The sequence below is a fragment of the Streptomyces sp. NPDC022552 genome, assembly GCF_055561875.1.
This window is the reverse complement of sequence record NZ_JBVHGJ010000002.1, coordinates 724,638-749,418: the sequence shown is the minus strand read 5'-3', so window position 1 is coordinate 749,418 and position 24,781 is coordinate 724,638. Positions and strand designations below refer to the sequence as shown.

The 24,781-nt window shown below is 73.1% G+C and carries 28 protein-coding genes; 7 read left to right on the top strand and 21 right to left on the bottom strand.

Going from position 1 to position 24,781, the window contains the following annotated elements:
• Window positions 1–64: 64 nt before the first annotated feature.
• From ACZ3OF_RS08315 to ACZ3OF_RS08290, 6 genes are read left to right on the top strand one after another with little or no spacing between them, the layout of a single operon-like run.
• On the top strand, window positions 65–1,282 hold the full coding sequence (locus ACZ3OF_RS08315) for an ADP-ribosylglycohydrolase family protein (RefSeq protein ID WP_467303833.1): 1,218 nt from the start codon (window positions 65–67) through the stop codon (window positions 1,280–1,282).
• Entirely contained in the window at window positions 1,263–2,417 is a 1,155-nt protein-coding gene (locus tag ACZ3OF_RS08310) for an ADP-ribosylglycohydrolase family protein (protein WP_361669375.1), read from the top strand. Before ACZ3OF_RS08315 ends, ACZ3OF_RS08310 begins: the two co-directional genes overlap by 20 nt.
• Window positions 2,414–3,805 (top strand): ADP-ribosylglycohydrolase family protein, encoded by a 1,392-nt coding sequence (locus tag ACZ3OF_RS08305; RefSeq protein ID WP_361669378.1) that lies wholly within the window; start codon window positions 2,414–2,416, stop codon window positions 3,803–3,805. The genes ACZ3OF_RS08310 and ACZ3OF_RS08305 overlap by 4 nt, the downstream gene beginning before the upstream one ends.
• A complete protein-coding gene (rbsK, locus tag ACZ3OF_RS08300) occupies window positions 3,802–4,722 on the top strand; it encodes a ribokinase (RefSeq protein ID WP_467303491.1) in 921 nt (306 codons plus the stop codon). The genes ACZ3OF_RS08305 and rbsK overlap by 4 nt, the downstream gene beginning before the upstream one ends.
• Window positions 4,719–5,924 carry a CaiB/BaiF CoA transferase family protein gene (locus ACZ3OF_RS08295; RefSeq protein WP_467303490.1) on the top strand — a complete coding sequence of 402 codons (1,206 nt, stop codon included), beginning with the start codon at window positions 4,719–4,721 and terminating at the stop codon, window positions 5,922–5,924. The genes rbsK and ACZ3OF_RS08295 overlap by 4 nt, the downstream gene beginning before the upstream one ends.
• Window positions 5,921–6,727 (top strand): HpcH/HpaI aldolase/citrate lyase family protein, encoded by an 807-nt coding sequence (locus ACZ3OF_RS08290; RefSeq protein ID WP_361669384.1) that lies wholly within the window; start codon window positions 5,921–5,923, stop codon window positions 6,725–6,727. Before ACZ3OF_RS08295 ends, ACZ3OF_RS08290 begins: the two co-directional genes overlap by 4 nt.
• An 87-nt stretch (window positions 6,728–6,814) precedes the next feature.
• Here ACZ3OF_RS08290 and lgt read toward each other — a convergent pair whose 3' ends face one another.
• The 11 genes from lgt to hisI form a co-directional block, all read right to left on the bottom strand.
• On the bottom strand, window positions 6,815–7,807 hold the full coding sequence (lgt, locus tag ACZ3OF_RS08285; RefSeq protein WP_467303487.1) for a prolipoprotein diacylglyceryl transferase: 993 nt from the start codon (window positions 7,805–7,807) through the stop codon (window positions 6,815–6,817).
• 88 nt (window positions 7,808–7,895) lie between these two features.
• Window positions 7,896–8,717 (bottom strand): DsbA family protein, encoded by an 822-nt coding sequence (locus ACZ3OF_RS08280; protein ID WP_361669389.1) that lies wholly within the window; start codon window positions 8,715–8,717, stop codon window positions 7,896–7,898.
• 64 nt (window positions 8,718–8,781) lie between these two features.
• The gene (gene trpA / locus ACZ3OF_RS08275) at window positions 8,782–9,597 is read right to left on the bottom strand and encodes a tryptophan synthase subunit alpha (RefSeq protein ID WP_361593077.1); all 816 of its coding nucleotides are present in this window, start codon (window positions 9,595–9,597) and stop codon (window positions 8,782–8,784) included.
• Entirely contained in the window at window positions 9,594–10,889 is a 1,296-nt protein-coding gene (gene trpB, locus ACZ3OF_RS08270; RefSeq protein ID WP_361669392.1) for a tryptophan synthase subunit beta, read from the bottom strand. Before trpB ends, trpA begins: the two co-directional genes overlap by 4 nt.
• 291 nt (window positions 10,890–11,180) lie before the next feature.
• Window positions 11,181–11,375 (bottom strand): tryptophan biosynthesis modulator TrpM, encoded by a 195-nt coding sequence (gene trpM / locus ACZ3OF_RS08265; RefSeq protein ID WP_361594116.1) that lies wholly within the window; start codon window positions 11,373–11,375, stop codon window positions 11,181–11,183.
• Between the two features lie 88 nt (window positions 11,376–11,463).
• Window positions 11,464–12,273 carry an indole-3-glycerol phosphate synthase TrpC gene (gene trpC, locus ACZ3OF_RS08260; protein WP_361669394.1) on the bottom strand — a complete coding sequence of 270 codons (810 nt, stop codon included), beginning with the start codon at window positions 12,271–12,273 and terminating at the stop codon, window positions 11,464–11,466.
• 142 nt (window positions 12,274–12,415) lie between these two features.
• Window positions 12,416–12,868, bottom strand: a complete 453-nt coding sequence (locus ACZ3OF_RS08255; protein WP_361669766.1) for a DUF2752 domain-containing protein — start codon at window positions 12,866–12,868, stop codon at window positions 12,416–12,418.
• Between the two features lie 317 nt (window positions 12,869–13,185).
• Complete coding sequence (locus tag ACZ3OF_RS08250; protein ID WP_361669396.1) at window positions 13,186–13,437, bottom strand: HGxxPAAW family protein; 252 nt, start codon at window positions 13,435–13,437, stop codon at window positions 13,186–13,188.
• A gap of 147 nt (window positions 13,438–13,584) precedes the next feature.
• Window positions 13,585–14,244, bottom strand: coding sequence for a TIGR02234 family membrane protein (locus ACZ3OF_RS08245; RefSeq protein ID WP_361669398.1), 660 nt, complete (start codon window positions 14,242–14,244; stop codon window positions 13,585–13,587).
• A 14-nt stretch (window positions 14,245–14,258) separates the two neighbouring features.
• Entirely contained in the window at window positions 14,259–15,749 is a 1,491-nt protein-coding gene (locus ACZ3OF_RS08240) for an anthranilate synthase component I (RefSeq protein WP_361669400.1), read from the bottom strand.
• Between the two features lie 11 nt (window positions 15,750–15,760).
• Window positions 15,761–16,111 carry a phosphoribosyl-AMP cyclohydrolase gene (gene hisI, locus ACZ3OF_RS08235; protein WP_345692165.1) on the bottom strand — a complete coding sequence of 117 codons (351 nt, stop codon included), beginning with the start codon at window positions 16,109–16,111 and terminating at the stop codon, window positions 15,761–15,763.
• 84 nt (window positions 16,112–16,195) lie between these two features.
• Here hisI and ACZ3OF_RS08230 point away from each other — a divergent pair, with 84 nt between their 5' ends.
• Window positions 16,196–16,831 carry a TIGR03085 family metal-binding protein gene (locus ACZ3OF_RS08230; protein ID WP_361669402.1) on the top strand — a complete coding sequence of 212 codons (636 nt, stop codon included), beginning with the start codon at window positions 16,196–16,198 and terminating at the stop codon, window positions 16,829–16,831.
• Window positions 16,832–16,982: 151 nt separating this feature from the next.
• On the opposite strand, the gene ACZ3OF_RS08225 is transcribed toward ACZ3OF_RS08230, so the two are convergent.
• The 10 genes from ACZ3OF_RS08225 to hisD all read right to left on the bottom strand — a co-directional run bounded on the left by ACZ3OF_RS08225 (window position 16,983) and on the right by hisD (window position 24,697).
• The gene (locus ACZ3OF_RS08225; protein WP_361669404.1) at window positions 16,983–18,245 is read right to left on the bottom strand and encodes an MFS transporter; all 1,263 of its coding nucleotides are present in this window, start codon (window positions 18,243–18,245) and stop codon (window positions 16,983–16,985) included.
• Window positions 18,242–18,829 carry a helix-turn-helix domain-containing protein gene (locus ACZ3OF_RS08220; RefSeq protein WP_361669406.1) on the bottom strand — a complete coding sequence of 196 codons (588 nt, stop codon included), beginning with the start codon at window positions 18,827–18,829 and terminating at the stop codon, window positions 18,242–18,244. Before ACZ3OF_RS08220 ends, ACZ3OF_RS08225 begins: the two co-directional genes overlap by 4 nt.
• A gap of 110 nt (window positions 18,830–18,939) precedes the next feature.
• Window positions 18,940–19,695: an imidazole glycerol phosphate synthase subunit HisF gene (hisF, locus tag ACZ3OF_RS08215; RefSeq protein WP_361593098.1), complete on the bottom strand. Its 756-nt coding sequence runs from the start codon at window positions 19,693–19,695 to the stop codon at window positions 18,940–18,942.
• A complete protein-coding gene (locus ACZ3OF_RS08210) occupies window positions 19,692–20,090 on the bottom strand; it encodes a RidA family protein (RefSeq protein ID WP_361669409.1) in 399 nt (132 codons plus the stop codon). The genes hisF and ACZ3OF_RS08210 overlap by 4 nt, the downstream gene beginning before the upstream one ends.
• Window positions 20,087–20,824 (bottom strand): bifunctional 1-(5-phosphoribosyl)-5-((5-phosphoribosylamino)methylideneamino)imidazole-4-carboxamide isomerase/phosphoribosylanthranilate isomerase PriA, encoded by a 738-nt coding sequence (gene priA, locus ACZ3OF_RS08205; RefSeq protein WP_361669412.1) that lies wholly within the window; start codon window positions 20,822–20,824, stop codon window positions 20,087–20,089. The genes ACZ3OF_RS08210 and priA overlap by 4 nt, the downstream gene beginning before the upstream one ends.
• A 2-nt stretch (window positions 20,825–20,826) precedes the next feature.
• Complete coding sequence (gene hisH / locus ACZ3OF_RS08200; protein ID WP_361669415.1) at window positions 20,827–21,477, bottom strand: imidazole glycerol phosphate synthase subunit HisH; 651 nt, start codon at window positions 21,475–21,477, stop codon at window positions 20,827–20,829.
• A gap of 5 nt (window positions 21,478–21,482) precedes the next feature.
• Entirely contained in the window at window positions 21,483–21,650 is a 168-nt protein-coding gene (locus tag ACZ3OF_RS08195) for a hypothetical protein (protein ID WP_361669417.1), read from the bottom strand.
• 4 nt (window positions 21,651–21,654) lie between these two features.
• Window positions 21,655–22,248, bottom strand: a complete 594-nt coding sequence (gene hisB, locus ACZ3OF_RS08190; protein ID WP_158986436.1) for an imidazoleglycerol-phosphate dehydratase HisB — start codon at window positions 22,246–22,248, stop codon at window positions 21,655–21,657.
• Window positions 22,245–23,375: a histidinol-phosphate transaminase gene (locus ACZ3OF_RS08185; protein ID WP_467303479.1), complete on the bottom strand. Its 1,131-nt coding sequence runs from the start codon at window positions 23,373–23,375 to the stop codon at window positions 22,245–22,247. The genes hisB and ACZ3OF_RS08185 overlap by 4 nt, the downstream gene beginning before the upstream one ends.
• Window positions 23,372–24,697, bottom strand: a complete 1,326-nt coding sequence (hisD, locus tag ACZ3OF_RS08180) for a histidinol dehydrogenase (protein ID WP_361593110.1) — start codon at window positions 24,695–24,697, stop codon at window positions 23,372–23,374. Before hisD ends, ACZ3OF_RS08185 begins: the two co-directional genes overlap by 4 nt.
• Between the last annotated feature and the right edge of the window lie 84 nt (window positions 24,698–24,781).

Below are 24,781 nucleotides of genomic sequence, written 5' to 3'. Positions count from 1 at the left end.
CGCCGACCCCGCCGCCGCGATTGTTCCGACCCCTGTGGGCATCTGCTCCGCCGGGGCGGAACAGATGGGCGCAGGACACAAGGGCGGCGCCCACGGGAGCCCGGAGGGCGGCCCCGGGGCCGGGGCCCGGGACGGACGCCCCAGCCCCGCCAGGATCGCCGGCCTCCTCCTGGGCCTCGCCGCGGGCGACGCCGCCGGCTGGCCCGCGGCCAGACACCGCGCCGCCCGCATGCCCGAATGGACCCGCCGCCTCACCCGCGAACTCGACACCTTCGCCGAACAGAACGCCACCACCACCCTCCCCGTCCCCATCGCTCTCAACCAGCCCCCCGAACCCCTCCGCCTCGGCCCCTCCGACGACGCCGAATGGGCGGTCTTCACCGCCGAGGCGGTCCTCGCCGCCACCGGTCCCCTCTTCGCCACGCTCCCCCCGGAGCGCCGCCTCCGCGCCGCCGTCGACCTCGCCTGGAACTCCCTCGCGAGCCAGGTCGCCGCCGCCGCCGACCGTGCCCCCGAGGTCGAGTCCGCCGTCCTCCCTCTGCGCGCCCGGATCTCCGTACGCGCCGGGCTCGGCAATCTCGCCACCGGACTGCGTCCCCCCGCCACCGGCCACGACAACCCGCACTACTTCGACGACGCCGCCTGCGTCCGCGCCGCCGTGCTCGCCGTCGTCCACCCGGGAGACCCGGTCGCCGCCGCCGAACTCGCCGAGTTCGACGCCCGCTACACCCAGGACGGCGACGGCGTGCACGGCGCCCGCGCGATGGCCGCCGCCGTCGCCGCCGCTCTCGGCGGCGCGACCGTCGACGAGGCCGTGGAGGCGGCCCTCGCCCAGCTCCCGCCCACCACCGAGATCGGCCGCAACGCCCGTCAGGCCGTGAAGATGGCCCAGGACGTCACGAGCGCCTTCGAGCTCGTCCCCCTCCTGGAGCACCAGATCGTCGACCACGTCTACAGCTACGGCATCGCCGCCGCCGAGACCGTGCCGGTCGCCCTGGCGCTCGCCCTCGCCGCGCGCGGCGAGGCGTCCGGGGCCGTACCCGCGGCCGCGTGCCTCTCGCGTGTCGCGGACTCCGCCCCGGCGCTCGCGGGCGCGCTCACCGGTGCGCTCGGCGGCGCCGACGCCCTCCCCGCCACCTGGCGTGAGGCGTGCCGCAGGCTCGCCGGCTGCGCGCTGCCCCGCCTCGCCGGCACGGATCTCGTCGAACTCGCCGGGCTGCTCGGAGACACGGAACTGGCCACGCCGGGTGGACAATTCCGACATGACTCCCACACTGGATGACCGGATCACCGGAAGTCTCCTCGGGGCCGCCGTCGGCGACGCGCTCGGCGGCCCCGTGGAGGGCTACACCCCCGAGCAGATCGTCGAACGCCACGGCGGCCGGGTCACCGGCGTCGTCGGCCCCTGGAACGGCGACGCCTGGCGCACGGCCCGCCCCATCGCGCCGTACCACAAGGGCGACGGGCACGTCACCGACGACACCTTGATGACCCACGCCCTGATCAGGGTGTACGAGAAGGTCCGTGACCATCTCGACGCGTACGCGGTGGCGGACCACCTCGTCCCCGAACTCATCGGCAACCCGGTCTGGATCCCCGAACTCGAAGAGCGGGCGCTTCCCCTCCAGCGGATCTTCCTGGCGGAGAAGTGGCTCGTGGCCCGCCTCCACTACGGCCATGTCGATCCGCGCGAGGCCGGCAGCGGAAACATCGTCAACTGCGGTGCGGCGATGTACATGGCGCCCGTGGGCCTGATCAACGCGGCCCACCCGGAGGCGGCCTACGCCGAGGCGCTGGACATCGCGGCGCCGCACCAGTCCTCGTACGGCCGCGAGGCGGCGGGGGTGTTCGCCGCGGCGGTGGCGGCGGCGTGCGCGCCCGGTGCGACCCCGGAGTCCGTCGTGACCGCCGCTCTCTCCCTGGCGAAGGACGGCACCCGCGCGGCGATCGAGTCGGTCGCCGAAGTCGCCGCAGCGCACACGGACTTCGAGTCGGCCCTCGTCCCTCTCCGCCGGGCGGTGGCGCCGTTCGACACCGTGGGCCCCGACTACCGCGCACCGTCGCTGGGGGCGCGCCGCCCGTCGCGGCTGCACGCGATCGAGGAACTGCCGATCGCCCTGGGGATGCTGCTCGTGGGCCGCGGCGACTACCGGCGTACGGTCCTGGGCGCGGTCAACTACGGCCGTGACTGCGACTCGATCGCGACGATGGCGGGCGCGATCGTGGGCGCTCTCGGCGGCGAGTCCGCGATCCCGCCCGCCTGGGCGAAGCAGGTCGCGGAGGCGAGCCGCCTGGACCTGCACGCCCCGGCGCGCGCGCTGACGGCCGTCGCCCACGAGGTCTTCGCGCGCGACACGGCCCGCCGCCGGGCCCACGAGTCGGCGTACGCGACCCTGACGAGCGCGGCCGTCCGATGAACCTGCGCGTCACCTGGGTCCAGCCGGAGGACCTCGTCGGCCACGAACTCCGTCAGGCGGCGGAGGACGGCCGCGACGTCTCCGCGCTCGCCGCCCGCTGGCGCGCGGCGGGCGGCCGGCCCGCCCCTTCGACGGCCGGAGCGTCCCCCACCCCGCGCCCGGAGCTGCGCGCGCTGGCCGAGACCCTCCTCGACGACCTGGCCACGCTCCCCAGCCCCCTGGCCCCGCACGAACCGACGGCCCTTCCGGCCATCCAGGCCCTGGTCCCCCATCCCCTCTCCCCGTCGCGCGAGGCACCTCGCCCTCAGGGGGAGGACCAACCCGAGGACCACCCCCTGCGCGACCGGCTGCACGCCGCCTGGCTCGGGCGCGCCGCCGGCTGTCTCCTCGGCAAGCCCGTCGAGAAGCTCCCCCTCCCCGCCATCCGCGCCCTCGCCCGTGCCGCGGGCAACTGGCCCCTCACCAGCTGGTTCACCGGGACCGGCGTCCCCGCGGACCTGCTCGCCGCCCACCCCTGGAACCGCCGCTCCGCCACCACCTCCCTCGCCGAGAACATCGACGGCATGCCCGAGGACGACGACCTCAACTACCCCCTCCTCAACCTGCTGCTCCTCCAGCGGTACGGCCGCGGCTTCTCCACCGCCGACGTCGCCCGCCTCTGGCTCGACGAACTCCCCGCCGGCCGCACCTTCACCGCCGAGCGCGTCGCCTACCGAAACCTCCTCGACGGCATCGAACCCCCGCTGACCGCCGTCCACCGCAACCCCTTCCGCGAATGGATCGGCGCCCAGATCCGCGCCGACGTGCACGGCTGGACGAACCCCGGCGACCCCGGGGCCGCGGCCGGGCAGGCGTACCGGGACGCGGCGCTCACCCACACCGCGAACGGCGTCCACGGCGCCCTGTTCGTCGCCGCGACGATCGCCGCCGCCGCGGGCGGCACCGCCGACGTCCACCAGGCCCTCGCCGCCGGTCTGGCCGTGGTCCCGCCGCGCTCGCGGCTCGCGCGAGCCGTCCGTCTCGGCATCGAGACGGCCCGCACCACCCCCGACTTCGACACCGTCGTGGACCGGCTCCACACCGCCCTCGGCGGGTATCACTGGGTCCATGCCGTCCCCAACTCCGCCGTCCTCGCCGCCGCCCTCACCCACGGCGACGGCGACTTCTCGCGCACCATCTGCGCGGCGGTCTCCGGCGGCTGGGACACCGATTCCAACGGCGCCACCGCCGGTTCCGTCGCCGGTCTCCTCGCCGGCCACCCCGACCGGCTGCCCGAGCGCTGGACCACCCCCCTCAAGAACCGGCTCTCCACCTCGATCCCGTCCTTCGACGGCATCGGCTTCGACACCCTGGCCGAACTGACGTATCTGGAGGCAGTACGCCCATGACCAGCATCGTGGTGCTCGGCAGCACCAACATGGACCTCGTCGCCTTCGTCTCCCGTGCCCCCGCGCGCGGCGAGACCGTCACCGGACGGGAGTTCCGGACGATCCCCGGCGGCAAGGGCGCCAACCAGGCCGTCGCCGCCGCCCACGCCGGCGGCGACGTGTCGATGATCGGCGCGGTCGGCAACGACGAATTCGGCGTACGGCTCCGCGCCACGCTCGAGGCATCCGGGGTCGACACCGACCTGCTGCGCACGGTCGAGGGCCCCTCCGGCACCGCGCACATCGTCGTCGACGACGAGGGCGGCAACGCGATCGTCGTCGTCCCCGGCGCCAACGGCACCGTCGCCTCTCTCGACCACGGCGACGAGGCCCTGATCGCCAACGCAGGGGCGCTGCTCCTCCAGCTCGAACTCCCCCTCTCCGTGGTCGTCGAGGGCGCCGTCACCGCCCGCCGTCTCGGCGTCCGCACCGTCCTCACCCCCGCCCCGGCCCAGCAACTCCCTCCCGAACTCCTCGCCGCAACCGACCTCTTGGTCCCCAACGAGCACGAGGCCGCCGCGCTCACCGGCGTCGCCGACCCGCGCTCCGCCGCCACCGCCCTGCTCTCCCAGGTCCCCGAGGTGGTCATCACCCTCGGCGCGGCCGGCGCCCTCTACGCGGCCCGCGACACCGAGCCGTTCACGGTCCCCGCTCCCCGTGTCCGCGCCGTGGACACCACCGCAGCGGGCGACACCTTCGTCGGCGCGCTCGCCGTCGCCCTCGGTGAGGGCCGGCCCGTCCGCGAGGCCATGGCCTGGGCCTCGACCGCCGCGGCGCTCTCCGTCCAGCGCGAAGGCGCCTCGTCCTCGATGCCGTACCGCTCCGAGATCGACGCGGCCCACGGTCCCCTCAGCGGCCAGGAGGTCGACGCCGTATGACCCGCACCCACGACACCGCACCTCCCCTCGACGGACTGCGCGTCCTGGATCTCGCCACCCTCTTCGCCGGCCCGCTCGCGGCGATGATGCTGGGCGACTTCGGCGCCGACGTCATCAAGATCGAGCACCCCCGCAAGCCCGATCCGTCCCGCGGTCATGGACCCGCCAAGGACGGCGTCGGTCTCTGGTGGAAGGTGCTCGGCCGCAACAAGCGGACCATGACCCTCGATCTCTCCTCCCCCGGCGGCCGGGACACTCTCCTGCGTCTGGCCGCCGACGCGGACGTGATCGTGGAGAACTTCCGCCCCGGCACCCTGGAACGCTGGGGTCTGGGCTGGGAGGAGCTGTCCGCCGCCAATCCCGGGCTCGTCCTCGCCCGGGTCACCGGATTCGGCCAGTTCGGCCCGTACTCCCACCGTCCGGGCTTCGGCACCCTGGCCGAGGCGATGAGCGGCTTCGCCGCCATCACCGGCGAACCGGACGGTCCGCCCACCCTTCCCCCCTTCGGCCTCGCCGACTCGATCGCCGCCCTCGCCACGGCGTACGCGGTGATGACCGCGCTCACCGCCAGGACGGCCACCGGCCGCGGCCAGGTCGTCGACATGGCCATCATCGAACCGATGCTCTCCGTCATCGGCCCCCACCCCCTCTGGTACGACCAGCTCGGTTACGTCCAGCCCCGCACCGGAAACCGCTCCCGCAACAACGCCCCCCGCAACACGTACCGCACGTCCGACGACGTCTGGGTCGCCGTCTCCACCTCCGCCCAGTCGATCGCCGAACGCGTGCTCCGGCTGGTCGGCCGCCCGGAGCTGATCGACGAGCCCTGGTTCGCCGACGGCGCGAGCCGGGCCGCCCACGCGGACGAACTCGACGAGGCGGTCGGCTCCTGGATCGCCCGCCACACCCGGGAGGAGGCGATGACCGCCTTCGAGAAGGCCGAGGCGGCGATCGCGCCCGTCTACGACGTCCGGGACGTGATGGAGGACGCGCAGTTCCGCGCCCTGGACACCGTCACCGAGGTCCCGGACCCCGAACTGGGGCCGATCAGGATGCAGAACGTCCTCTTCCGGCTCTCCGAGACCCCCGGCGGGATCCGCTGGGCCGGGCGCCCGCACGGCGCGGACACGGCCGAGGTCCTCGCCGAGCTCGGCCTCACTCCGGCCGAGATCGGCGCCCTCCGCGGTGAAGGAGCCGTATGAGCGGTACGCACTTCCCTCTCACCTGGCTGTACGCCCCCGGGGACCGCCCCGCCGTCGTCCAGAAGGCCCTGGTCTCCGGCGCGGACGTGGTGATCGTCGATCTCGAGGACGCGGTGGCCCCGGACCGCAAGGCGTACGCGCTGGCCGCCACGGCCGACCTGCTCTCCGATCCCCACCCCGTACCGATCCATGTCCGCATCCACACCCCACGCGACATCCCCTCCCTGGCCCCCCTCCCCGGCCTCCGTGGTCTCCGTGTCCCCAAGGTGACACACGCCACTGACATCCACCGGATCGCCGAGGTCACCTCCGGGCTCCCGCTCTACGCACTCCTGGAGAACGCGCTCGCCGTCGAGCGGGCGTACACCATCGCCACCGCCCACCCGGCCGTCCACGGCATCGCCCTCGGCGAGGCGGACCTCCGCGCCGACCTGGGGGTACGGGACGACTGCGGCCTCGACTGGTCGCGCGGCCGTCTCGTCGTCGCCGCCCGCGCGGCGGCCCTGCCGCCACCGATCCAGTCGGTCCATCCCGACATCCGCGACCTGGACTCCCTGGCGGCCGGCTGCGCGCGCGGCCGTGCCATGGGATTCCTCGGCCGGGCGGCGATCCACCCCCGCCAGCTCCCGGTCATCGAACAGGCCTATCTCCCCACACCCGACGAGGTCGCGGCGGCCGAGGAGGTCGTCAAGGCGTCCCGGACGGAGGAGGGCGCCCTGGCCCTCCCGGACGGCCGCTTCGTCGACGCGGCGGTCGTCGAGGGCGCGCGCCGCGTCCTGACCCTGGCGGCGAGAGCCGCCTGACCGGCGGCCCGCGCTCCCGCCCGTACGCCACAGGGCCGCCGGGACCCATCGGTCCCGGCGGCCCTGTGGCGTACGCAGGTCTGCTCGTCAGCCCTTGGCCGCGGACTCCGTGCCCTTCGCGGGTGCGTCGTCCGGCTCGTCGGTCACGGCCTCGCGCCGAGCGGTCTCGCCCTCGCCGTCGCCGTCGTCCTCGCCGCCCCCGTCACCGTCGGTCCCGAAGGGGGCCTCGGTCACGGCCGCGCCCTTGGCGTCGCCGGACGGCTTGTCCTTCTCGGGCTCCACGATCTCCTCCCGGCCCGGGCGGAGCCGCGCCGAGATCACGATGTACGCGACGGCCAGGACGAAGACGACGATCGCGGTCCAGACGTTCAGCCGGAGGCCGAGGATGTGGTGCGCCTCGTCGACGCGCATGTACTCGATCCACCCACGGCCCGCGCAGTACGCGGCGACGTACAGCGCGAACGCCCGGCCGTGGCCCATCCTGAAGCGGCGGTCGGCCCAGATCACCAGAAGCGCGACACCGATGCACCACAGCGACTCGTACAGGAAGGTCGGGTGGTAGATCCCTTCCTCGCGGTTCGCGCCGGCGGAGATCTCCAGGCCCCAGGGCAGCGTGGTCGGCTTGCCGTAGAGCTCCTGGTTGAACCAGTTGCCCCAGCGTCCGATGGCCTGGGCGAGGGCGATGCCGGGTGCGATGGCGTCGGCGTACGCGGGGAGCGGGATGCCGCGCCGGCGGGCGCCGATCCAGGCGCCCACCGCGCCGAGCGCGATGGCGCCCCAGATACCGAGGCCGCCCTCCCAGATCTTGAAGGCGTCGACCCAGTTCTCACCCTCGCTGAAGTACAGCTGGTAGTCGGTGATGACGTGGTAGAGCCGGCCGCCGACGAGGCCGAAGGGCACGGCCCACACGGCGATGTCGGCCACGGTGCCGGCTTTGCCGCCCCGGGCGATCCAGCGCTTGTTGCCGATCCAGACGGCGACGAAGACACCGATGATGATGCAGAAGGCGTAGGCGCGCAGCGGGACCGGTCCGAGGTGGAGGACGCCGGTCGACGGGCTGGGAATGTAGGCAAGGTCCATGGCAGAACCGACGCTACCTTGCCGGGCGGGCGTCACGGCAGCCCACCCGGCAACGTCTGCGTAACTAAGGGGATCTTCCGGGGGAACGTCAGCCCGCGGCCGGCGAGGCCGTGCCGGGCTTCTTGCCCTGGTTCGCCTCGGCGACCCACTTCTTCAGGTTCTCCGGGGAGATCTGCTCGCCGCCCTTCGTCGGGAAGATCGATTCCCCGTTGAGCAGCACGGACGGCGTGCCCTGGAAGTCGCCCTTCTGGAAGGCTTCGTTCGACTTCCCGACCCAGCTGTCGTGCGTACCGTCCTCGACGCAGCTGCGGAAGGCCGGCGTGTCGAGCCCCGGAACCTTCGCCGCCAGTTCGATCAGCTTGGCGTTGTCGCCGAAGGCGTCGTCCGGCTCCGGCGGCTGGTTCATGTACAGCGTGTCGTGGTACGCGGTGAACTTCCCGGCGTCCTGGGCGCAGGCCGCCGCGTTCGCCGCGCGGAGCGAGCCCTGACCGCCCATGTTCCGGTCGATGAGGGTGGCGAGGTGGTACTGGCTCTTGAGCGCGCCGGAGGCCTCCAGCTCGTGGATCGTGTCCCGGAACGCGTTCTCGAAGGAGGCGCAGGCCGGGCAGCGGAAGTCCTCCCAGATCTCGAGCGTGGACGGGGCGTCCGACGCCCCGGTCGGGATCGCGGGCTTGTCCCCCTCGATCGAGCCGGTGGGGGCGACGACCGGTCCCGCCTTGTCCGAGCCGCCGTCGTCGCCGCCGGTGTTGGCGGCGATCACTCCGGCGATCGCCGCCAGTCCGAGGACGCCGACGACCGCTGCCGACACGATCAGGACGCGCCGCTGCTTCTCCCTGGCCTTCTCGCGCTCGCGCTGCTGCTGGAGGCGCTCCCGCGCGCTCCGATTACCGTCACTGTTCTTCTGGCTCACGCCCTCAGCAACGAACCGGGGAGGCGCGTCCGCGCCTCCCCGGTCGTAGATCCACCCGTACGGGTTACGAAACGCGCCGCACGCCCTCGGCGAGTTCGCCCGCCAGTTCCCTTACGGCGGCGAGTCCGGCGGCCTCGCCGTCGGCGTCGAGCATCCGCTTGACGAAGGCGGAGCCGACGATGACGCCGTCGGCGAAGCTCGCGACCTCCTTGGCCTGCTCGGCGTTGGAGACGCCGAGTCCGACGCAGACGGGCAGGTCGGAGGTGGCGCGGGTGCGGCGGACGAGGTCGGCCGCCTCGGCTCCGACGGACTCGCGGGTGCCGGTGACGCCCATGAGCGAGGCGGCGTAGACGAAGCCGGAACCGGCGGCCGTGATGGTGGCGAGCCGCGCGTCCTGGCTGCTGGGGGCGACGACGAAGACGGTCGCGAGACCGTGCTTCTCGGCGTGTTCACGCCACTGGGCGGACTCCTGGACGGGCAGGTCGGGCAGGATGCAGCCGGCGCCGCCTGCCGCGGCGAGCTCCTCGGTGAACCGCTCGACGCCGTAGCGGTCGATCGGGTTCCAGTACGTCATGACCAGGACCGGCTTCCCGGTGGCCTCGAAGGCCTCGCGCACCGTGCGCATCACGTCGGCGATCCTGACGCCGCCGCGCAGGGCGATGTCGTCGGCGGTCTGGATGACCGGGCCGTCCAGGACCGGGTCGCTGTGCGGGAGGCCGACCTCGACGATGTCGGCGCCGCCGTCGAAGACGGCCTTGATCGCCGCGATGCCGCCGTCCACGGTCGGGAACCCGGCCGGGAGGTAGGCGATGAGAGCGGCACGGTTCTCCGCCTTGGCCTTGGCCAGGGTGTCGCTGAGGAGCTGGATGTTGCCGCTCACTTGGTGTCCCTCCGGATCTCGCCCGCGCCGTCCTCGGCGGCGGCGTCGGCCTCGACGGGGGCCGCGTCGGTGTCGTACAGCCCGAAGTAGCGGGCGGCCGTGTCCATGTCCTTGTCGCCACGCCCGGAGAGGTTGACGACGAGCAGGCCCTCGGGACCCAGCTCCTTGCCGACCTCCAGGGCCCCGGCGAGCGCGTGAGCGGACTCGATGGCCGGGATGATGCCCTCGGTGCGGGAGAGCAGCCGCAGGGCCTGCATGGCCGCGTCGTCGGTGACGGCGCGGTACTCGCCGCGGCCGCTGTCCTTGAGGTACGAGTGCTCCGGGCCGATGCCCGGGTAGTCGAGACCGGCCGAGATGGAGTACGGCTCGGTGATCTGGCCCTCGTCGTCCTGGAGGACGTACGACCGTGAGCCGTGCAGGATGCCGGGCTCACCGGCGGTGAGGGTGGCGGCGTGCTCGCCGGTCTCGACGCCGTGACCGGCGGGCTCGCAGCCGATGAGGCGCACGTCGGCGTCCGGGATGAAGGCGTGGAAGAGACCGATGGCGTTGGATCCGCCGCCGACGCAGGCGATGGCAGCGTCGGGGAGGCGGCCCGCTCGCTCCAGGATCTGGCGGCGGGCCTCGACGCCGATGACGCGGTGGAAGTCGCGGACCATGGCGGGGAAGGGGTGCGGCCCGGCGACGGTCCCGAAGAGGTAGTGCGTGCGGTCGACGTTGGCGACCCAGTCGCGGAACGCCTCGTTGATGGCGTCCTTGAGGGTGCGGCTGCCGGACTTCACCGGGATGACCTCGGCGCCGAGCATGCGCATCCGGGCGACGTTCAGCGCCTGGCGCTGGGTGTCGATCTCGCCCATGTAGATGGTGCACTCGAGGCCGAAGAGGGCGCAGGCGGTGGCGGTGGCGACACCGTGCTGGCCCGCGCCGGTCTCGGCGATGACGCGGGTCTTGCCCATGCGCTTGGTGAGCAGGGCCTGGCCGAGCACGTTGTTGATCTTGTGCGAGCCGGTGTGGTTGAGGTCCTCGCGCTTGAGGAAGACCCGGGCACCGCCGGCGTGCTCGGCGAACCGGGGGACCTCGGTGAGGGCGCTCGGGCGGCCCGTGTAGTCGACCATCAGGTCGTTGAGCTCGCGGGCGAACTCGGGGTCGGCCTTGGCCTTGTCGTACTCGACGGCGACCTCGTCCACGGCGGCGACGAGGGCCTCCGGGATGAATTTGCCGCCGTAGGCACCGAAGTAACCCTCGGCGCTCGGAACCTGACCCTCCGGGTCCGGAATGAAGAACTCGCTGGACATGCGGCTGCTCCTCGCGGGGCGGATGCCCCGTGTGACATGCGGTCTGGTGGTCACGTCATGCGCGCGACCCCTCACTCCCCGTGTGGGCGATCGTCCCGCAGGGCGGGACGGGTGGGCACACGGGACGGCACCCCGGCGGGTGCCTCCGCTCCAGGTGCCGGCGCCCACGAGGGCGGGGCGGTCACGGGCGGGGGCAGGTACGGAGCGGACGCGCCCGCAGGGGCGCCGTTCCGTTGTGCCCACCCGTTCCGCCCCAGCGGAACGAATGCCCACAACGGGGGCGGGCCCCGGTCAGGCCGTCGTGAGGGTGCGCGCGGGGCGCGGGCGCCATCGCATGCCGTTGACCTGGCCCGGCTCGTCGCCGATCACGTACCGCACCCGGCGGCCGTGGACACGGCGTGCGGGTGCGCGGCAGCCGCGCGGCCGGCAGCCCCGGGCCAGCGGGGCGTGGGCGGGCGCGGCGGCGGTACGGAGCCGGGTGCGCATCGCGCGGGTCACCGCGGCCGCGCCGAAGCCGCCCGGGGCGGTGATGCCCTGGGTGGTCGGCGTGGCGCGGTGCGGGGCCATGGAGGGGTCAGCCCCGCCCGTGGCGCAGGGCCGGGTGGGCGCCGGCGGCGACGAGGTCGGCGACGGCGGCCTTCGGGTCGCGGCCGGTCACGAGGGACTCGCCGACCAGGACCGCGTCGGCGCCGGCGTTGGCGTACGCGATGAGATCGTGCGGCCCGCGGACGCCGGACTCGGCGATCTTGACGATGCCGGCCGGGATCTCCGGGGCGACGCGCTCGAAGGTGGAGCGGTCGACCTTGAGGGTCTTGAGGTTCCGTGCGTTGACGCCGATGATCCGGGCGCCCGCCTCGACGGCGCGCTCGACCTCGTCCTCGTCGTGCACCTCGACCAGCGGGGTCAGGCCGATGGACTCGGCGCGCTCGATCAGGGAGACGAGGGCCTCCTGCTCGAGGGCGGCGACGATCAGGAGGGCGAGGTCGGCGCCGTAGGCGCGGGCCTCCCACAGCTGGTACGCCGTGACGATGAAGTCCTTGCGCAGGACCGGGATGTCGACCCGGGCCCGTACGGCCTCCAGGTCGGCGAGCGAGCCGCCGAAGCGGCGCTCTTCGGTGAGCACGGAGATGACGGCGGCGCCGCCCGCCTCGTAGTCCGCGGCCAGACCTGCGGGGTCGGCGATCGCGGCGAGCGCGCCCTTGGACGGGCTGGAGCGCTTGACCTCGCAGATCACGGTGACGCCCTCGCCGCGCAGTGCGGCGACGCCGTCCTTGGCCTGCGGCGCCTTGGCGGCGCGCTCCTTGAGCTCGTCGAGGGAGACCCGCGCCTGCCGCTCTGCGAGGTCGGCGCGCACGCCTTCGATGATCTCGTCGAGCACACTCACGCGAGAGGCCCCCTTCCGGGACGGTGATGGTGACGGTGGTGCAGATGAACAAGGTTCAGCCATGTCGATGGTATCCGCACCGAGGCTCCGGACTCGCATCCGGCCGTGATGCGTCCCACGTACTGGGACTTCCGGGGCGGGGTCAGGGGGCCAGGGCGGAGCCGAACGGGAGGTTCCGCACAAGGCTGAAGAGGGCGAGGAGGGCGCCGATCGCCCAGGCCCAGGCGGGGGTGACGGCGACCCTCATGGGCACGGCCCGTACGGCGCGAATCAGCCACAGGGCCATGACGAGGGCGAAGAGGCCGTAGCCGACGACGGCGAGGGCGTTGGCGCCGAACGCGGCGGCGAGGTCGCCGTGGACGACGGCGTGGGCACTGCGCAGGCCGCCGCAGCCGGGGCAGTACAGGCCGGTGAAGCGGAGCAGCGGACAGACGGGATAGTGCCCGGGCTCGTTGGGGTCGACGGCACCGACGTAGGCGAACGCGGCGGCGACCCCGGCGAGCGTGCCGACGGGCGCGAGAAGCCGCACCGGGAGCGACCTGGGCGCACGCGCCCCGAGCTCCCCTCCGGGGTACCCGAGCGGCTCCTCGCGCATGCCCAGGGCACGGACGGGCCCGGCGGGGGCCTCGACGCCCCCACGGGCCCCGGAAGCCCCGGACGGCCCGGCGGCCGCCCCGAAGCCCGCCACGGACGGACCGGACGGCGCGGGGGCCGGATCAGAGCCCGCCACGGACGGACCGGGCGGGACCAGGGCCGGGGCGGGGTGGTCCGTGGGGGCGGGCGGCCGCGGCGGGGCGGGGGGCTCGGGGTTGGCGTCCACGCGGTGATTGTCGCGCCTCACGCGCGAAGGCGCAGCCCGGCCCTGCCGGACTGCGCCTTCGCGCGTGTCGCGTACGTCGTGTGCGTCGTCCGTCAGACGGCGCGCGCCTTCGCCGTCGCCGCCTCGCGGGCCGCGGCGACCGCCGCCGACTCCTTCGGCATGCCCAGGCCCGCCACCTTCATCGCCAGGCCGATGACACCGCCCAGCAGGATGACGGCCATACCGGCCCAGAAGCCGGTCGTGTTGGCCGCCACCATGAAGACTCCGGCGATGCAGAAGCCGATGAAGGAGATGATGACACCGGTCCAGGCGGCCGGGGTGTGTCCGTGGGCGCTGCCCGCCATGAGTTGCTCCTCGTTGCTGTTGCTCGGTGGTGGCTCGATGGTGAGGTCTCGCGTGCGCGGACACTCGTGGTTCATTGTCCCGCACACAGGGGCGCGAGGATGAATCGGGGTGGCGCGACGATCACGCGTCGCGTCCGGCCTCCGCGATCATCCCTCGCGCGTCGGGTCCTCGCCGCGGTCCAGGGCCTTCCACAGGTCCTCGGGCCGGTCAGGGGACGCGGCGGGCGCCCGGCGCGCGGCACGGGGCGCGCCGGCCCGCTCGTACCGTCCGCCCATCGTCGGCCAGCGTGTGCCGAACCGCAGCGCGAGCAGCCCGGCGGCCAGGATCAGCAGCGCGCCGGCCGCCGTGACGTACGGCCACGCGGTGTGCGCGAGGCCCGAGACCGTCGCCGCGGTGTCACCGGAGATCCGGGCGGCCTCGGCGTCCAGCGCATCGCTGTCCGAGGCGCCGAGGAAGGCCGCCACCGCCGCTCCCGCGCCGCTCAGCGCGAGCAGGGCGGAGACCAGGGTGCGCCCGGTGCGGCGGACGGCGAAGACGGCGACGAGCGCGGCGAGGCCGACGATCGCGAGGGCCGTCGGCACACCGGTGACGGTGCCGCCGTCGGCCTCGACGGGCACCGTGCCGCCGCCGACCGCCGCCGTGCCCTCGGCCCAGATCTGGCCCGCGGACAGCAGCACGACGGTGGCACCGAGGGCGCCGAGCAGAAGAGCCGCGGCCAGGCTGCGGCGGCCGCCGGGCGCGGCGGCAGCGGCACCCACGCGGGCGGCTCGGGGCTGGGGTACGGGAACAGCACTCACGTACCCCACTATCCCTTACGCCGTCACGCGCCGTTCATCCGGTTGGCGGTGTGCACGGCGCGGAGGACGGCCGCGGCCTTGTTCCGGCACTCGTTGTCCTCCGCGACCGGGTCGGAATCGGCGACGACACCCGCTCCGGCCTGCACATACGCGGTGCCGTCACGCAGCAGGGCCGTACGGATGGCGATCGCGGTGTCGGAGTCGCCGGCGAAGTCGAGGTACCCGACGCACCCTCCGTACAGTCCGCGCCGGGACGGCTCGAGCTCCTCGATGATCTGCATGGCGCGCGGCTTCGGCGCGCCGGACAGCGTGCCGGCCGGGAAGCAGGCGGTGAGCACGTCGAACGCGGTCCGGCCCTCGGCGACCCGTCCGGTCACCGTCGAGACGATGTGCATGACGTGCGAGTACCGCTCGATGGACATGAAGTCGACGACCTCCACCGAACCCGGCTCGCAGACGCGGCCGAGGTCGTTGCGGCCGAGGTCCACGAGCATCAGGTGCTCGGCCCGCTCCTTGGGGTCGGCGAGCAGCTCCTCGGCGAGGTCGTGGTCCTCCTGCGGGGTCGCGCCGCGGTGCCGGGTGCCGGCGATGGGGTGCACCATCGCCTGCCCGTCCTCGACCTTGACCAGGGCCTCGGGGCTGGATCCGACGACGTCGAAGCCGTTCTCGAAGCGGAAGAGGTACATGTACGGCGACGGGTTGGTGGCCCGCAGGACCCGGTAGACGTCGAGCGCCGAGGCGTGGCAAGCGGTCTCGAAACGCTGCGAGGGGACGACCTGGAAGGCCTCGCCCGCCCGGATCCGCTCCTTGATGTCCTCGACGGCTTCCTGGTAGGCCTGTCCGCCCCAGAGCGCGGAGAACTCCGGCAGTTCGGAGGGCGGGAGCGCGGCGGGGACGGTGGCGACGGGGCGGGCCAGGTCGGCCTGCATGGCGTCGAGCCGGGCGACGGCGCCGGCGTACGCCTCGTCGACACCGGTCTCCAGGTCGTTGTGGTTGATCGCGTTGGCGATCAGCAGCACCGTGCCGTCCCAGTGGTCCAGGACGGCGAGGTCGCTGGTGAGCAGCATGGTCAGCTCGGGGAGCTCCAGGTCGTCCCGCGTGGCGTCCCCGATGCGTTCCAGGCGTCGGACGACGTCGTAGCCCAGGTAGCCGACCATGCCGCCCGTGAAGGGCGGCATCCCGGAGGACAGGTCGCGGGGCGTGTGCAGGGCCTCGACCGTGGCGCGCAGCGCGGCGAGCGGGTCGCCGTCCGTGGGGACGCCGACGGGCGGGGTGCCGAGCCAGTGGGCCTGGCCGTCGCGGACGGTGAGGGTGGCGTCGCTGCGGACCCCGATGAAGGAGTAGCGCGACCAGGAGCGGCCGTTCTCGGCGGATTCGAGGAGGAAGGTGCCGGGGCGCTCGGCGGCGAGCTTGCGGTAGAGCGCGACCGGGGTGTCGCCGTCCGCGAGGAGCCGGCGGCTGACGGGAATGACACGGCGGTCTTCCGCCAGCTTGCGGAAGGTCTCGAGATCCATGGCGCCAGACCCTACTTGCCCAGGGGCAGGACGTCGGCGTCGAAACAGGTCCGCGCGCCGGTGTGGCAGGCGGCGCCGACCTGGTCGACCTTGACGAGCACGGTGTCGGCGTCGCAGTCGAGGGCGACGGACTTGACGTGCTGGACATGGCCGGAGGTGTCGCCCTTGACCCAGTACTCCTGGCGGCTGCGCGACCAGTAGGTGCAGCGGCCGGTGGTGAGGGTGCGGTGGAGGGCCTCGTCGTCCATCCAGCCGAGCATCAGCACCTCGCCGGTGTCGTACTGCTGGGCGATGGCCGGGACGAGTCCGTCCGGGCTGCGCTTGAGACGGGCGGCGATGGCCGGGTCGAGATTGCTGCTCATGCGGCCATTGTGCCGTGGCCGGGGGGTGTGTCCGGATGACCGTCCACTGGGCGGACCGCGGGCGTCGGTCGTACGCTGGCGAGCATGTCGACCCATGCGAAGCGTGAACGCCTTCTGCTCGCCGATCTGTTGGAGGCGGCCGGGCCCGAAGCCCCGACGCTCTGCGAGGGGTGGCTGACCCGCGACCTCGCGGCCCATGTGGTCGTGCGCGAGCGCCGTCCGGACGCGGCCGCCGGGACGCTCGTACCGGCGTTGAAGGCGCGGCTGGACCGGGTGCAGGCGGAGTTCGCGGAGAAGCCGTACGAGGAGCTGATCCAGCTCATCCGGACGGGGCCGCCCCGGATGTCCCCGTTCACGATCAAGCAGGTGGACGAGGGGGCGAACATCGTCGAGTTCTACGTCCACGCGGAGGACGTGCGGCGGGCCCAGCCGGACTGGTCGGCGCGCGAGCTGGACCCGGTCTTCTCGGACGCGCTCTGGTCGCGCCTGGAGAAGGGCGCGAAGCTGCTGGGCCGCAGGGCCCCGGTGGGCCTGGTGCTGCGCCGCCCGAACGGCCAGACGGCGGTGGCCCACCGCGGCACCCCGGTGGTGACGGTCTCCGGCGAGCCGGGTGAGCTGACGATGTTCGTCTTCGGCCGCCAGGACCAGGCGAAGGTGGAGCTGGACGGGGAGCAGGACGCGATCGACCGCCTGCACGAGACGAAGCAGCTGGGGATCTAGGGCGGCTCAGGCCGCCGGACCGCCCGGCGCGAGGACCGGCTCCGGCGCCTCCGGCCCGCGCCCGCACCGCCCCCGGCGCGCCCGTCCGGCCCCCGCACGGGTGCGGTCGGGCGCGCCACCCCGCCCCGTGCGAGGCGCGGGGCCGGGCGGCTCAGGCGGCGTCCCCTCGGGGGAGTTCCGCGCGGCGCAGGGACCGGACCGAGAGGGCGTACACGCCGCCCAGCGCGCACGTCGCCGCGCTGGCCACGAACACCGGGCCCAGGCCCCACAGGCCCACCGCGGCGCCGGTGAGGGGGAAGCTCAGCGGGGCGACGCCGAGGCTGAAGAAGCTGGACACGGCCGTCACCCGCCCCAGGTACGCGGGGTCGCACTCCGTCTGGGTGAGGGCGCCGCACAGTGCGCCACTGAGGCCGGCGAGCAGGCCGACCGAGACGGACACGGCCACGGCGACGGACAGCTGCGGTACGTACGCGAGGGCGCCGATCGAGCCCGCGCCGAGGGTGATCGTCCAGGCCATGACCGCCCCGGCGCGGGGTATCCGGCCGCGTACGGTCAGCAGCAGGGAGGCGGCGCCCGCTCCCACGCCGAACCCGGCGAGGACCCAGCCGATGCCGGCGGCGCCCCAGCCGCGCTCGTCGGCGAGGAGCGCGAGGCCGACGTTGAGGGGGCCGACGAAGCCGAGGTCGGAGAGCGCGACGACGATCATCAGCGGGCCGAGGACCCGGTGGCGGCGGATGTAGCGCAGTCCTTCGGCGAGGTCGCGCAGCGCGGTGCCGTCACGGGAGGCCTCGCCGCCGGGAAGCGGGGTGATCCGGAGCCTCAGGAGCAGCGGCAGGGAGAAGGCGAAGAGGAGACCGGCGGCCCCGAACGCGGCCGCCGGTCCGCCCAGGGCGACGGCGAGGCCGCCGAGCGGCGCGCCGAGGACGAGTCCGGCACGGTAGGCGAGGCCGCGCATCCCCTGGACGCGGGCGAGCTGGTCGCGCGGGGCGATCCTGGGCGGCAGTGCGCCGACGGCGGGCAGGAAGAGGGCGTCGACGGTGCCGAAGACGAGGGCGACGACGGCGAGCAGCCAGAGGGCCGGGCTCGCGAGGAGCAGGAGGGCGGCCACGCCTAGGACGACGAGGCAGCGCACGGTGTCGGAGAGGACGACGACCCGGCGCGGCCCGAAGCGGTCGGCGATCACTCCCCCGCCGAGCATGAGCAGGGCGCGCGGCACGGCGCTGACGGCCATGACGAGCCCGGCCTCCGCGGGCGTGCCGCCGCGGACGGCGGTCCAGGACAGGGCGAGGTGGTAGACGCTGTCGCCGAGTGTGGAGGCGGTGTAGGCGCCGAGCCAGCGCAGCACGTTCGGGTCGCGGTGCGCGGGTCCGGCGGGGCGGGCGTGCCCGGTCGCGGCCTCGGTGAGCGCCGTCATGACCGGTAGGGAAAGCCGTGGAGGTGGACGGCGACGTTCTCGCGGCCTTCGGTGTCGCCGGCCTGCTCGGCGGCGCGGGCCTGCGCGTCGTACTTCCTGAGCAGCGCGTCGAGCTCCTCGCCGAGCGCGGCGAGTTCGGCGGCGGTCAGTCGGGGGAGCCACTCGGAGCTGATCGAGGCGGAGCGCCACTCGCCCGACCATGTCAGCCGTTCGTCGAGGAAGCGGCGGTGGAGTTCGGTGCGCTGTTCGTTGATCGTGCGGCCGAGGGCGTCGCTCGCGGCGATCAGCTCGGGTGTGCCCCGGACGTCCTCGTCGCGGATGGAGACGCCGTACGAGCTGGGCTGCCACCAGCGTTCGCGGCCGTCGGCGGAGTGCCCGTGCGCCTCTTCGATGAGGTCGTGCTCGGCCAGCTTGCGCAGGTGGTAGCTGACGAGGGAGACCGCCTCGTCGACCTGGTCGGCGAGCTGGGACGCGGTGGCGGTGCGGGCGACGAAGAGGGCGCGGTAGAGGCGCATCCGCAGCGGGTGCGAGAGCGCCTTGAGGGTGCCGAGATCGGTGATCCGGCGGTTCTCCTGCGAGGTCATGTCCACGACCGTAGATGCGAAAGAAATCTTGCGCAACGGAAATTGCACAAATAATCCTGCTCATCGGACCAAGAGAGAGGCCCCCTTCCGGGGGCCTCTCGGAGCCTGGCTCAGCGGACCGGGTGGCCCGCCTCCCGCAGCGCGCCCTTGACCTCGGAGATCCGCAGATCGCCGAAGTGGAAGACCGAGGCCGCGAGCACCGCGTCCGCGCCCGCCTCGATCGCCGGCGGGAAGTCGGACAGCTTGCCCGCTCCCCCGCTCGCGATCACCGGCACGGTCACGTGCTTGCGCACGGCCGCGATCATCTCGGTGTCGTAGCCGTCCTTCGTGCCGTCCGCGTCCATCGAGTTGAGCAGGATCTCGCCCGCGCCCAGCTCGGCGGCCCGGTGCGCCCACTCGACGGCGTCGATGCCGGTGCCCTTGCGGCCGCCGTGCGTCGTCACCTCGAACGACCCGGAGGCCGTACGCCGGGCGTCCACGGAGAGCACGAGCACCTGACGGCCGAAGCGCTCCGCGATCTCGCGGATCAGCTCCGGCCGGGCGATGGCGGCCGTGTTCACGCCCACCTTGTCGGCACCGGCGCGCAGCAGCTTGTCGACGTCCTCCGCCGCGCGCACGCCGCCGCCCACGGTCAGCGGGATGAAGACCTGCTCGGCGGTGCGGCGCACCACGTCGTAGGTCGTCTCGCGGTTGCCGGAGGAGGCGGTGATGTCGAGGAAGGTCAGCTCGTCGGCGCCCTCGGCGTCGTACAGCTTCGCCATCTCGACGGGGTCGCCGGCGTCGCGCAGGTTCTGGAAGTTGACGCCCTTCACGACCCGGCCGTTGTCCACGTCCAGGCAGGGGATCACTCGTACGGCGAGGCTCATTCCGCACCACTCCTGTACGCCTCGACCTCGACCTCGACGACCAGGCTCGGGTCGACGAAGCCGGACACGATGATCATCGAAGCCGCCGGGCGGACCGCGTCGAACAGCTCCTTGTGGGCGCGGCCGACCTCCTCCACGTCCCGCGCGTGGGTGATGTACATCCGGGTCCGTACGACGTCCTCCGGGCCCAGGCCGAGCTTCTTGAGCGCGTCGAAGGCCACGTTGAAGGAGTTGATCGCCTGCTCGTACGGGCCTCCGCCGGCGATCTGGCCGCCGACCACCGACGTACAGCCGGAGACGAGGACCAGGCCGTTCGGCAGCTCCACCGCGCGGGAGTAGCCGAACTGCTCCTCCCAGGGGGCGCCGGTGACGACCTTCTTCACGCCGTCGGTCATACGGAAGCCACCGCCTCCAGCGCCTCCTCCAGGGTGAACGCCTTGGCGTACAGCGCCTTGCCGACGATCGCGCCCTCGACGCCCAGCGGGACGAGCCCGGACAGGGCGCGCAGGTCGTCCAGGGACGACACGCCGCCGGAGGCGACTACGGGCCTGTCGGTGGCGGCGCAGACGTTCTTCAGGAGCTCCAGGTTCGGACCCTGGAGCGTGCCGTCCTTGGCGATGTCGGTGACGACGTAGCGGGCGCAGCCCTCGGAGTCGAGACGGGCGAGCGTCTCGTACAGGTCGCCGCCGTCGCGGGTCCAGCCACGGCCGCGCAGCGTGGTGCCGCGCACGTCGAGGCCGACGGCGATCTTGTCGCCGTGCTCGGCGATGACCTTGGCGACCCACTCGGGGGTCTCCAGGGCGGCGGTGCCCAGGTTGACGCGGGTGCAGCCGGTGGCGAGGGCGGCGGCGAGCGAGGCGTCGTCGCGGATGCCGCCGGAGAGCTCGACCTTGATGTCCATGGCCTTGGCCACCTCGGCGATCAGCTCACGGTTGTCACCGGTGCCGAAGGCGGCGTCGAGGTCCACCAGGTGCAGCCACTCGGCGCCGGAGCGCTGCCAGGCGAGGGCGGCCTCCAGCGGGGAGCCGTAGGAGGTCTCCGTACCGGACTCTCCGTGCACGAGGCGGACGGCCTGGCCGTCGCGGACGTCGACGGCGGGGAGGAGTTCGAGCACGCTGTTAGAAGACACAGTCACAGGGTTCCGATCCAGTTGGTGAGCAGCTGTGCTCCGGCGTCGCCGGACTTCTCGGGGTGGAACTGGGTCGCCCACAGGGCACCGTTCTCGACGGCCGCGACGAACGGCTCGCCGTGGGTGGCCCAGGTGACCTTGGGGGCACGCATGTTGGGGTTGCCGACCTCCAGGCTCCACTCCCGCACTCCGTAGGAGTGCACGAAGTAGAACCGGGCGTCGGCGTCGAGGCCCGCGAACAGCTCGCTGTCCTCGGGCGCCTCGACGGTGTTCCAGCCCATGTGGGGCACGACCGGGGCCTTCAGCGGCTCGACCGTACCGGGCCACTCGTCGAGGCCCTCGGTCTCCACGCCGTGCTCGATGCCCCGGGCGAAGAGGATCTGCATACCGACGCAGATGCCCATCACGGGGCGGCCGCCGGAGAGCCGGCGGTCGATGATCCACTCGCCGCGGGCCTCCTTGAGCCCCTGCATGCAGGCGGAGAAGGCGCCGACGCCGGGGACCAGAAGCCCGTCGGCGTTCATGGCCCTGTCGTAGTCACGGGTGATCTCGACCTCGGCGCCGACATGGGCGAGCGCCCGCTCGGCGGAGCGGACGTTGCCGAAGCCGTAGTCGAAGACGACGACCTTCTTGGGAGTGCTTGTGGTGCTCATGCCGCTTACTCCCAGATTCCCTGAATCCGAAGGACGCCCGCGACCAGGCACATCAAGGAGGCGATGGCGAGGAGGGCGATCACGCCCTTGGGCAGGTCCTGCTTGGAGAACGAGTACACACCGCCGGCGAGGAAGAGACCGACGACGATGAGGATGGTGGAGAGGCCGGTCATGGAGTTAGAGCGCGCCCTTCGTGGAAGGCAGGATGCCGGCCGCGCGCGGGTCACGCTCGGAGGCGTAGCGCAGCGCCCGGGCCAGCGCCTTGAACTGGCACTCCACGATGTGGTGGGCGTTGCGCCCGTACGGCACGTGGATGTGGAGCGCTATCTGCGCCTGCGCGACGAAGGACTCGAAGATGTGCCGGGTCATGGTCGTGTCGTAGGAGCCGATCATCGGCGCCATGTTCTCGGGCTCGGTGTGCACCAGGTACGGGCGGCCGGAGAGGTCGACGGTGACCTGGGCGAGCGACTCGTCCAGCGGGACCGTGCAGTTGCCGAAGCGGTAGATGCCGACCTTGTCGCCGAGCGCCTGCTTGAAGGCGGCGCCGAGGGCGAGGGCGGTGTCCTCGATCGTGTGGTGCGAGTCGATGTGCAGGTCGCCGTCGGTCTTGACGGTGAGGTCGAAGAGCCCGTGGCGGCCGAGCTGGTCGAGCATGTGGTCGTAGAAACCGACGCCGGTGGCGACGTCGACCTTGCCGGTGCCGTCGAGGTCGATCTCGACGACGACGGACGTCTCCTTGGTGGTGCGCTCGACTCTGCCAACGCGGCTCATGAGCTCTGCTCCTTCTTCAGTGCGCGAACCGCATCGAGGAACGCGTCATTCTCTTCGGGGGTGCCGGCGGTGACCCGCAGCCAGCCCGGTACGCCGTTGTCCCTGACCAGGACACCCCGGTCGAGGATCTTCCGCCAGGCCTCGTGGGAGCCCTCGGCTCCGTCGAAGTGGCCGAACTGGACGAAGTTGGCGTCGGACTCGGTGACCTCGTAGCCGATCGCCCGCAACTCGGTGACCAGGCGGTCCCGCTCGGTCTTGAGCTGTTCGACGTACCCGAGGAGCGTATCGGTGTGCTCCAGGGCGGCGAGGGCGGTGGCCTGGGTGACGGCGGAGAGGTGGTACGGCAGCCGTACGAGCTGCACGGCGTCGACCACGGCCGGGTGCGCGGCGAGGTAGCCCAGGCGCAGACCGGCCGCGCCGAAGGCCTTGGACATGGTGCGGGAGACGACCAGGTGCGGCCGGCCCTCGATCAGCGGCAGGAGGGAGTCCCGGTGGCTGAACTCGACGTACGCCTCGTCGACGACGACGAGCGAGGGCTTGGCGGCCTGGGCGGCCTCGTACAGCGCGAGGACCGTCTCGGCCCCGACCGCCGTGCCGGTGGGGTTGTTGGGCGAGGTGATGAAGACGACGTCGGGCCGGTTCTCGGCGATCGCCTTCTCGGCCGCCTCGACGTCGATGGTGAAGTCGTCGTTGCGCGGCCCCGAGATCCAGCCGGTGCCGGTGCCGCGCGCGATGAGCGCGTGCATCGAGTACGAGGGTTCGAAGCCGATGGCCGTACGGCCGGGCCCGCCGAAGGTCTGCAGCAGCTGCTGGAGGACCTCGTTGGAGCCGTTGGCCGCCCAGACGTTCTCGACGGCGACGGGGTGCCCTCCGGTACGGGTCAGGTAGCGGGCGAGCTCGGTGCGCAGCTCGATCGCGTCCCGGTCGGGGTAGCGGTTGAGGCCGCGGGCGGCCTCGGCGACCCGCTCCGCGATCCGGGCCACCAGGGGCTCGGGCAGCGGGTACGGGTTCTCGTTGGTGTTGAGCTGCACGGGGACGTCGAGCTGGGGCGCGCCGTAGGGGGACTTGCCCTTCAGCTCGTCGCGGATCGGAAGGTCGTCGATCCGGATGGTGTCGTTCGAGGTCACTTGCTTTCTGGCACCTTCCAACCGAACCGGGCCTTGAGCGCGGCACCGTGCGCGGGCAGGTCCTCGGCCTCGGCGAGGGTGACCACGTGGTGGGTGACCTCGGCGAGGGCGTCCCGGGTGTAGTCCACGATGTGGACGCCGCGCAGGAAGGACTGCACGGACAGGCCCGAGGAGTGGCAGGCGCACCCGCCGGTGGGCAGCACGTGGTTGGAGCCGGCGCAGTAGTCGCCGAGGGAGACCGGCGCCCACGGGCCGATGAAGATCGCGCCCGCGTTGCGGACGCGCTCGGCGCGGGCGGCGGCGTCGGCGGTCTGGATCTCCAGGTGCTCGGCGCCGTAGGCGTCGACGACCTTGAGGCCGTCCTCCAGGTCGCTGACCAGGACGATCGCGGACTGCTTGCCGGCCAGCGCCGGGACGACCCGGTCGTCGATGTGCTTGGTGGCGGCGACCTGGGTCTTCAGCTCGGCCTCGGTGGCCTCGGCCAGCTCCTCCGAGTCGGTGACGAGCACGGCGGCTGCCATCGGGTCGTGCTCGGCCTGGCTGATGAGGTCGGCGGCGACGTGGACCGGGTCGGCGGTGGAGTCCGCGAGGATCGCGATCTCCGTCGGCCCCGCCTCGGCGTCGATGCCGATACGGCCGGTGAAGTAGCGCTTGGCCGCGGCGACCCAGATGTTGCCGGGGCCGGTGACCATGTTGGCGGGGGCGCAGGACTCGGTGCCGTACGCGAACATCGCGACGGCCTGGGCGCCTCCGGCGGCGTACACCTCGTCGACGCCGAGCAGCGCGCACGCGGCGAGGATCGTCGGGTGCGGCAGCCCCCCGAACTCCTTCTGCGGCGGGGACGCGAGCGCGACGGACTCGACGCCCGCCTCCTGCGCCGGGACGGCGTTCATGATCACGGACGAGGGGTAGACGGAGCGGCCGCCGGGCGCGTACAGGCCGACGCGCTGGACGGGGATCCACTTCTCGGTGACCGTGCCGCCGGGCACGACCTGGGTGGTGTGCGTCGTACGGCGCTGGGCGCGGTGGACGATCCTGGCCCGCCGGATGGACTCCTCGAGGGCCGCGCGGACGGCCGGGTCGAGCTGCTCCAGGGCCTCGGCGAGCGCCTCGGCCGGCACGCGCACGTGCGTGAGCTCCACGCCGTCGAACTTCTCGGCGTACTCGACCAGCGCCGCGTCGCCCCGATGATGGACGTCCTCGCAGATGGGCCGCACCTTCTCCAGGGCGGCTTCCACGTCGAACTCGGCACGGGGCAGCAGGTCGCGCAGTGCGCCACCCTCGGGGAGGGCGTCGCCGCGCAGGTCGATACGAGAGATCACGGGTCAATTCTCGCAGACGCCCCACAAGCGCCGGACGTCCGTATCACTGGCTGATACGAGCCACAGTGGCGTCTTGTCGCCACA

Coding starts and splice junctions, on each gene's coding strand:
- ACZ3OF_RS08315 (WP_467303833.1), top strand. CDS start 65: ATGGGCGCAGGACACAAGGGCGGCGCCCACGGGAGCCCGGAGGGCGGC.
- ACZ3OF_RS08310 (WP_361669375.1), top strand. CDS start 1,263: ATGACTCCCACACTGGATGACCGGATCACCGGAAGTCTCCTCGGGGCC.
- ACZ3OF_RS08305 (WP_361669378.1), top strand. CDS start 2,414: ATGAACCTGCGCGTCACCTGGGTCCAGCCGGAGGACCTCGTCGGCCAC.
- rbsK (WP_467303491.1), top strand. CDS start 3,802: ATGACCAGCATCGTGGTGCTCGGCAGCACCAACATGGACCTCGTCGCC.
- ACZ3OF_RS08295 (WP_467303490.1), top strand. CDS start 4,719: ATGACCCGCACCCACGACACCGCACCTCCCCTCGACGGACTGCGCGTC.
- ACZ3OF_RS08290 (WP_361669384.1), top strand. CDS start 5,921: ATGAGCGGTACGCACTTCCCTCTCACCTGGCTGTACGCCCCCGGGGAC.
- lgt (WP_467303487.1), bottom strand. CDS start 7,807: ATGGACCTTGCCTACATTCCCAGCCCGTCGACCGGCGTCCTCCACCTC.
- trpB (WP_361669392.1), bottom strand. CDS start 10,889: ATGTCCAGCGAGTTCTTCATTCCGGACCCGGAGGGTCAGGTTCCGAGC.
- trpM (WP_361594116.1), bottom strand. CDS start 11,375: ATGCGCACCCGGCTCCGTACCGCCGCCGCGCCCGCCCACGCCCCGCTG.
- ACZ3OF_RS08255 (WP_361669766.1), bottom strand. CDS start 12,868: ATGCGCGAGGAGCCGCTCGGGTACCCCGGAGGGGAGCTCGGGGCGCGT.
- ACZ3OF_RS08250 (WP_361669396.1), bottom strand. CDS start 13,437: ATGGCGGGCAGCGCCCACGGACACACCCCGGCCGCCTGGACCGGTGTC.
- ACZ3OF_RS08240 (WP_361669400.1), bottom strand. CDS start 15,749: ATGGATCTCGAGACCTTCCGCAAGCTGGCGGAAGACCGCCGTGTCATT.
- hisI (WP_345692165.1), bottom strand. CDS start 16,111: ATGAGCAGCAATCTCGACCCGGCCATCGCCGCCCGTCTCAAGCGCAGC.
- ACZ3OF_RS08230 (WP_361669402.1), top strand. CDS start 16,196: ATGTCGACCCATGCGAAGCGTGAACGCCTTCTGCTCGCCGATCTGTTG.
- ACZ3OF_RS08225 (WP_361669404.1), bottom strand. CDS start 18,245: ATGACGGCGCTCACCGAGGCCGCGACCGGGCACGCCCGCCCCGCCGGA.
- ACZ3OF_RS08220 (WP_361669406.1), bottom strand. CDS start 18,829: ATGACCTCGCAGGAGAACCGCCGGATCACCGATCTCGGCACCCTCAAG.
- hisF (WP_361593098.1), bottom strand. CDS start 19,695: ATGAGCCTCGCCGTACGAGTGATCCCCTGCCTGGACGTGGACAACGGC.
- ACZ3OF_RS08210 (WP_361669409.1), bottom strand. CDS start 20,090: ATGACCGACGGCGTGAAGAAGGTCGTCACCGGCGCCCCCTGGGAGGAG.
- hisH (WP_361669415.1), bottom strand. CDS start 21,477: ATGAGCACCACAAGCACTCCCAAGAAGGTCGTCGTCTTCGACTACGGC.
- ACZ3OF_RS08195 (WP_361669417.1), bottom strand. CDS start 21,650: ATGACCGGCCTCTCCACCATCCTCATCGTCGTCGGTCTCTTCCTCGCC.
- hisB (WP_158986436.1), bottom strand. CDS start 22,248: ATGAGCCGCGTTGGCAGAGTCGAGCGCACCACCAAGGAGACGTCCGTC.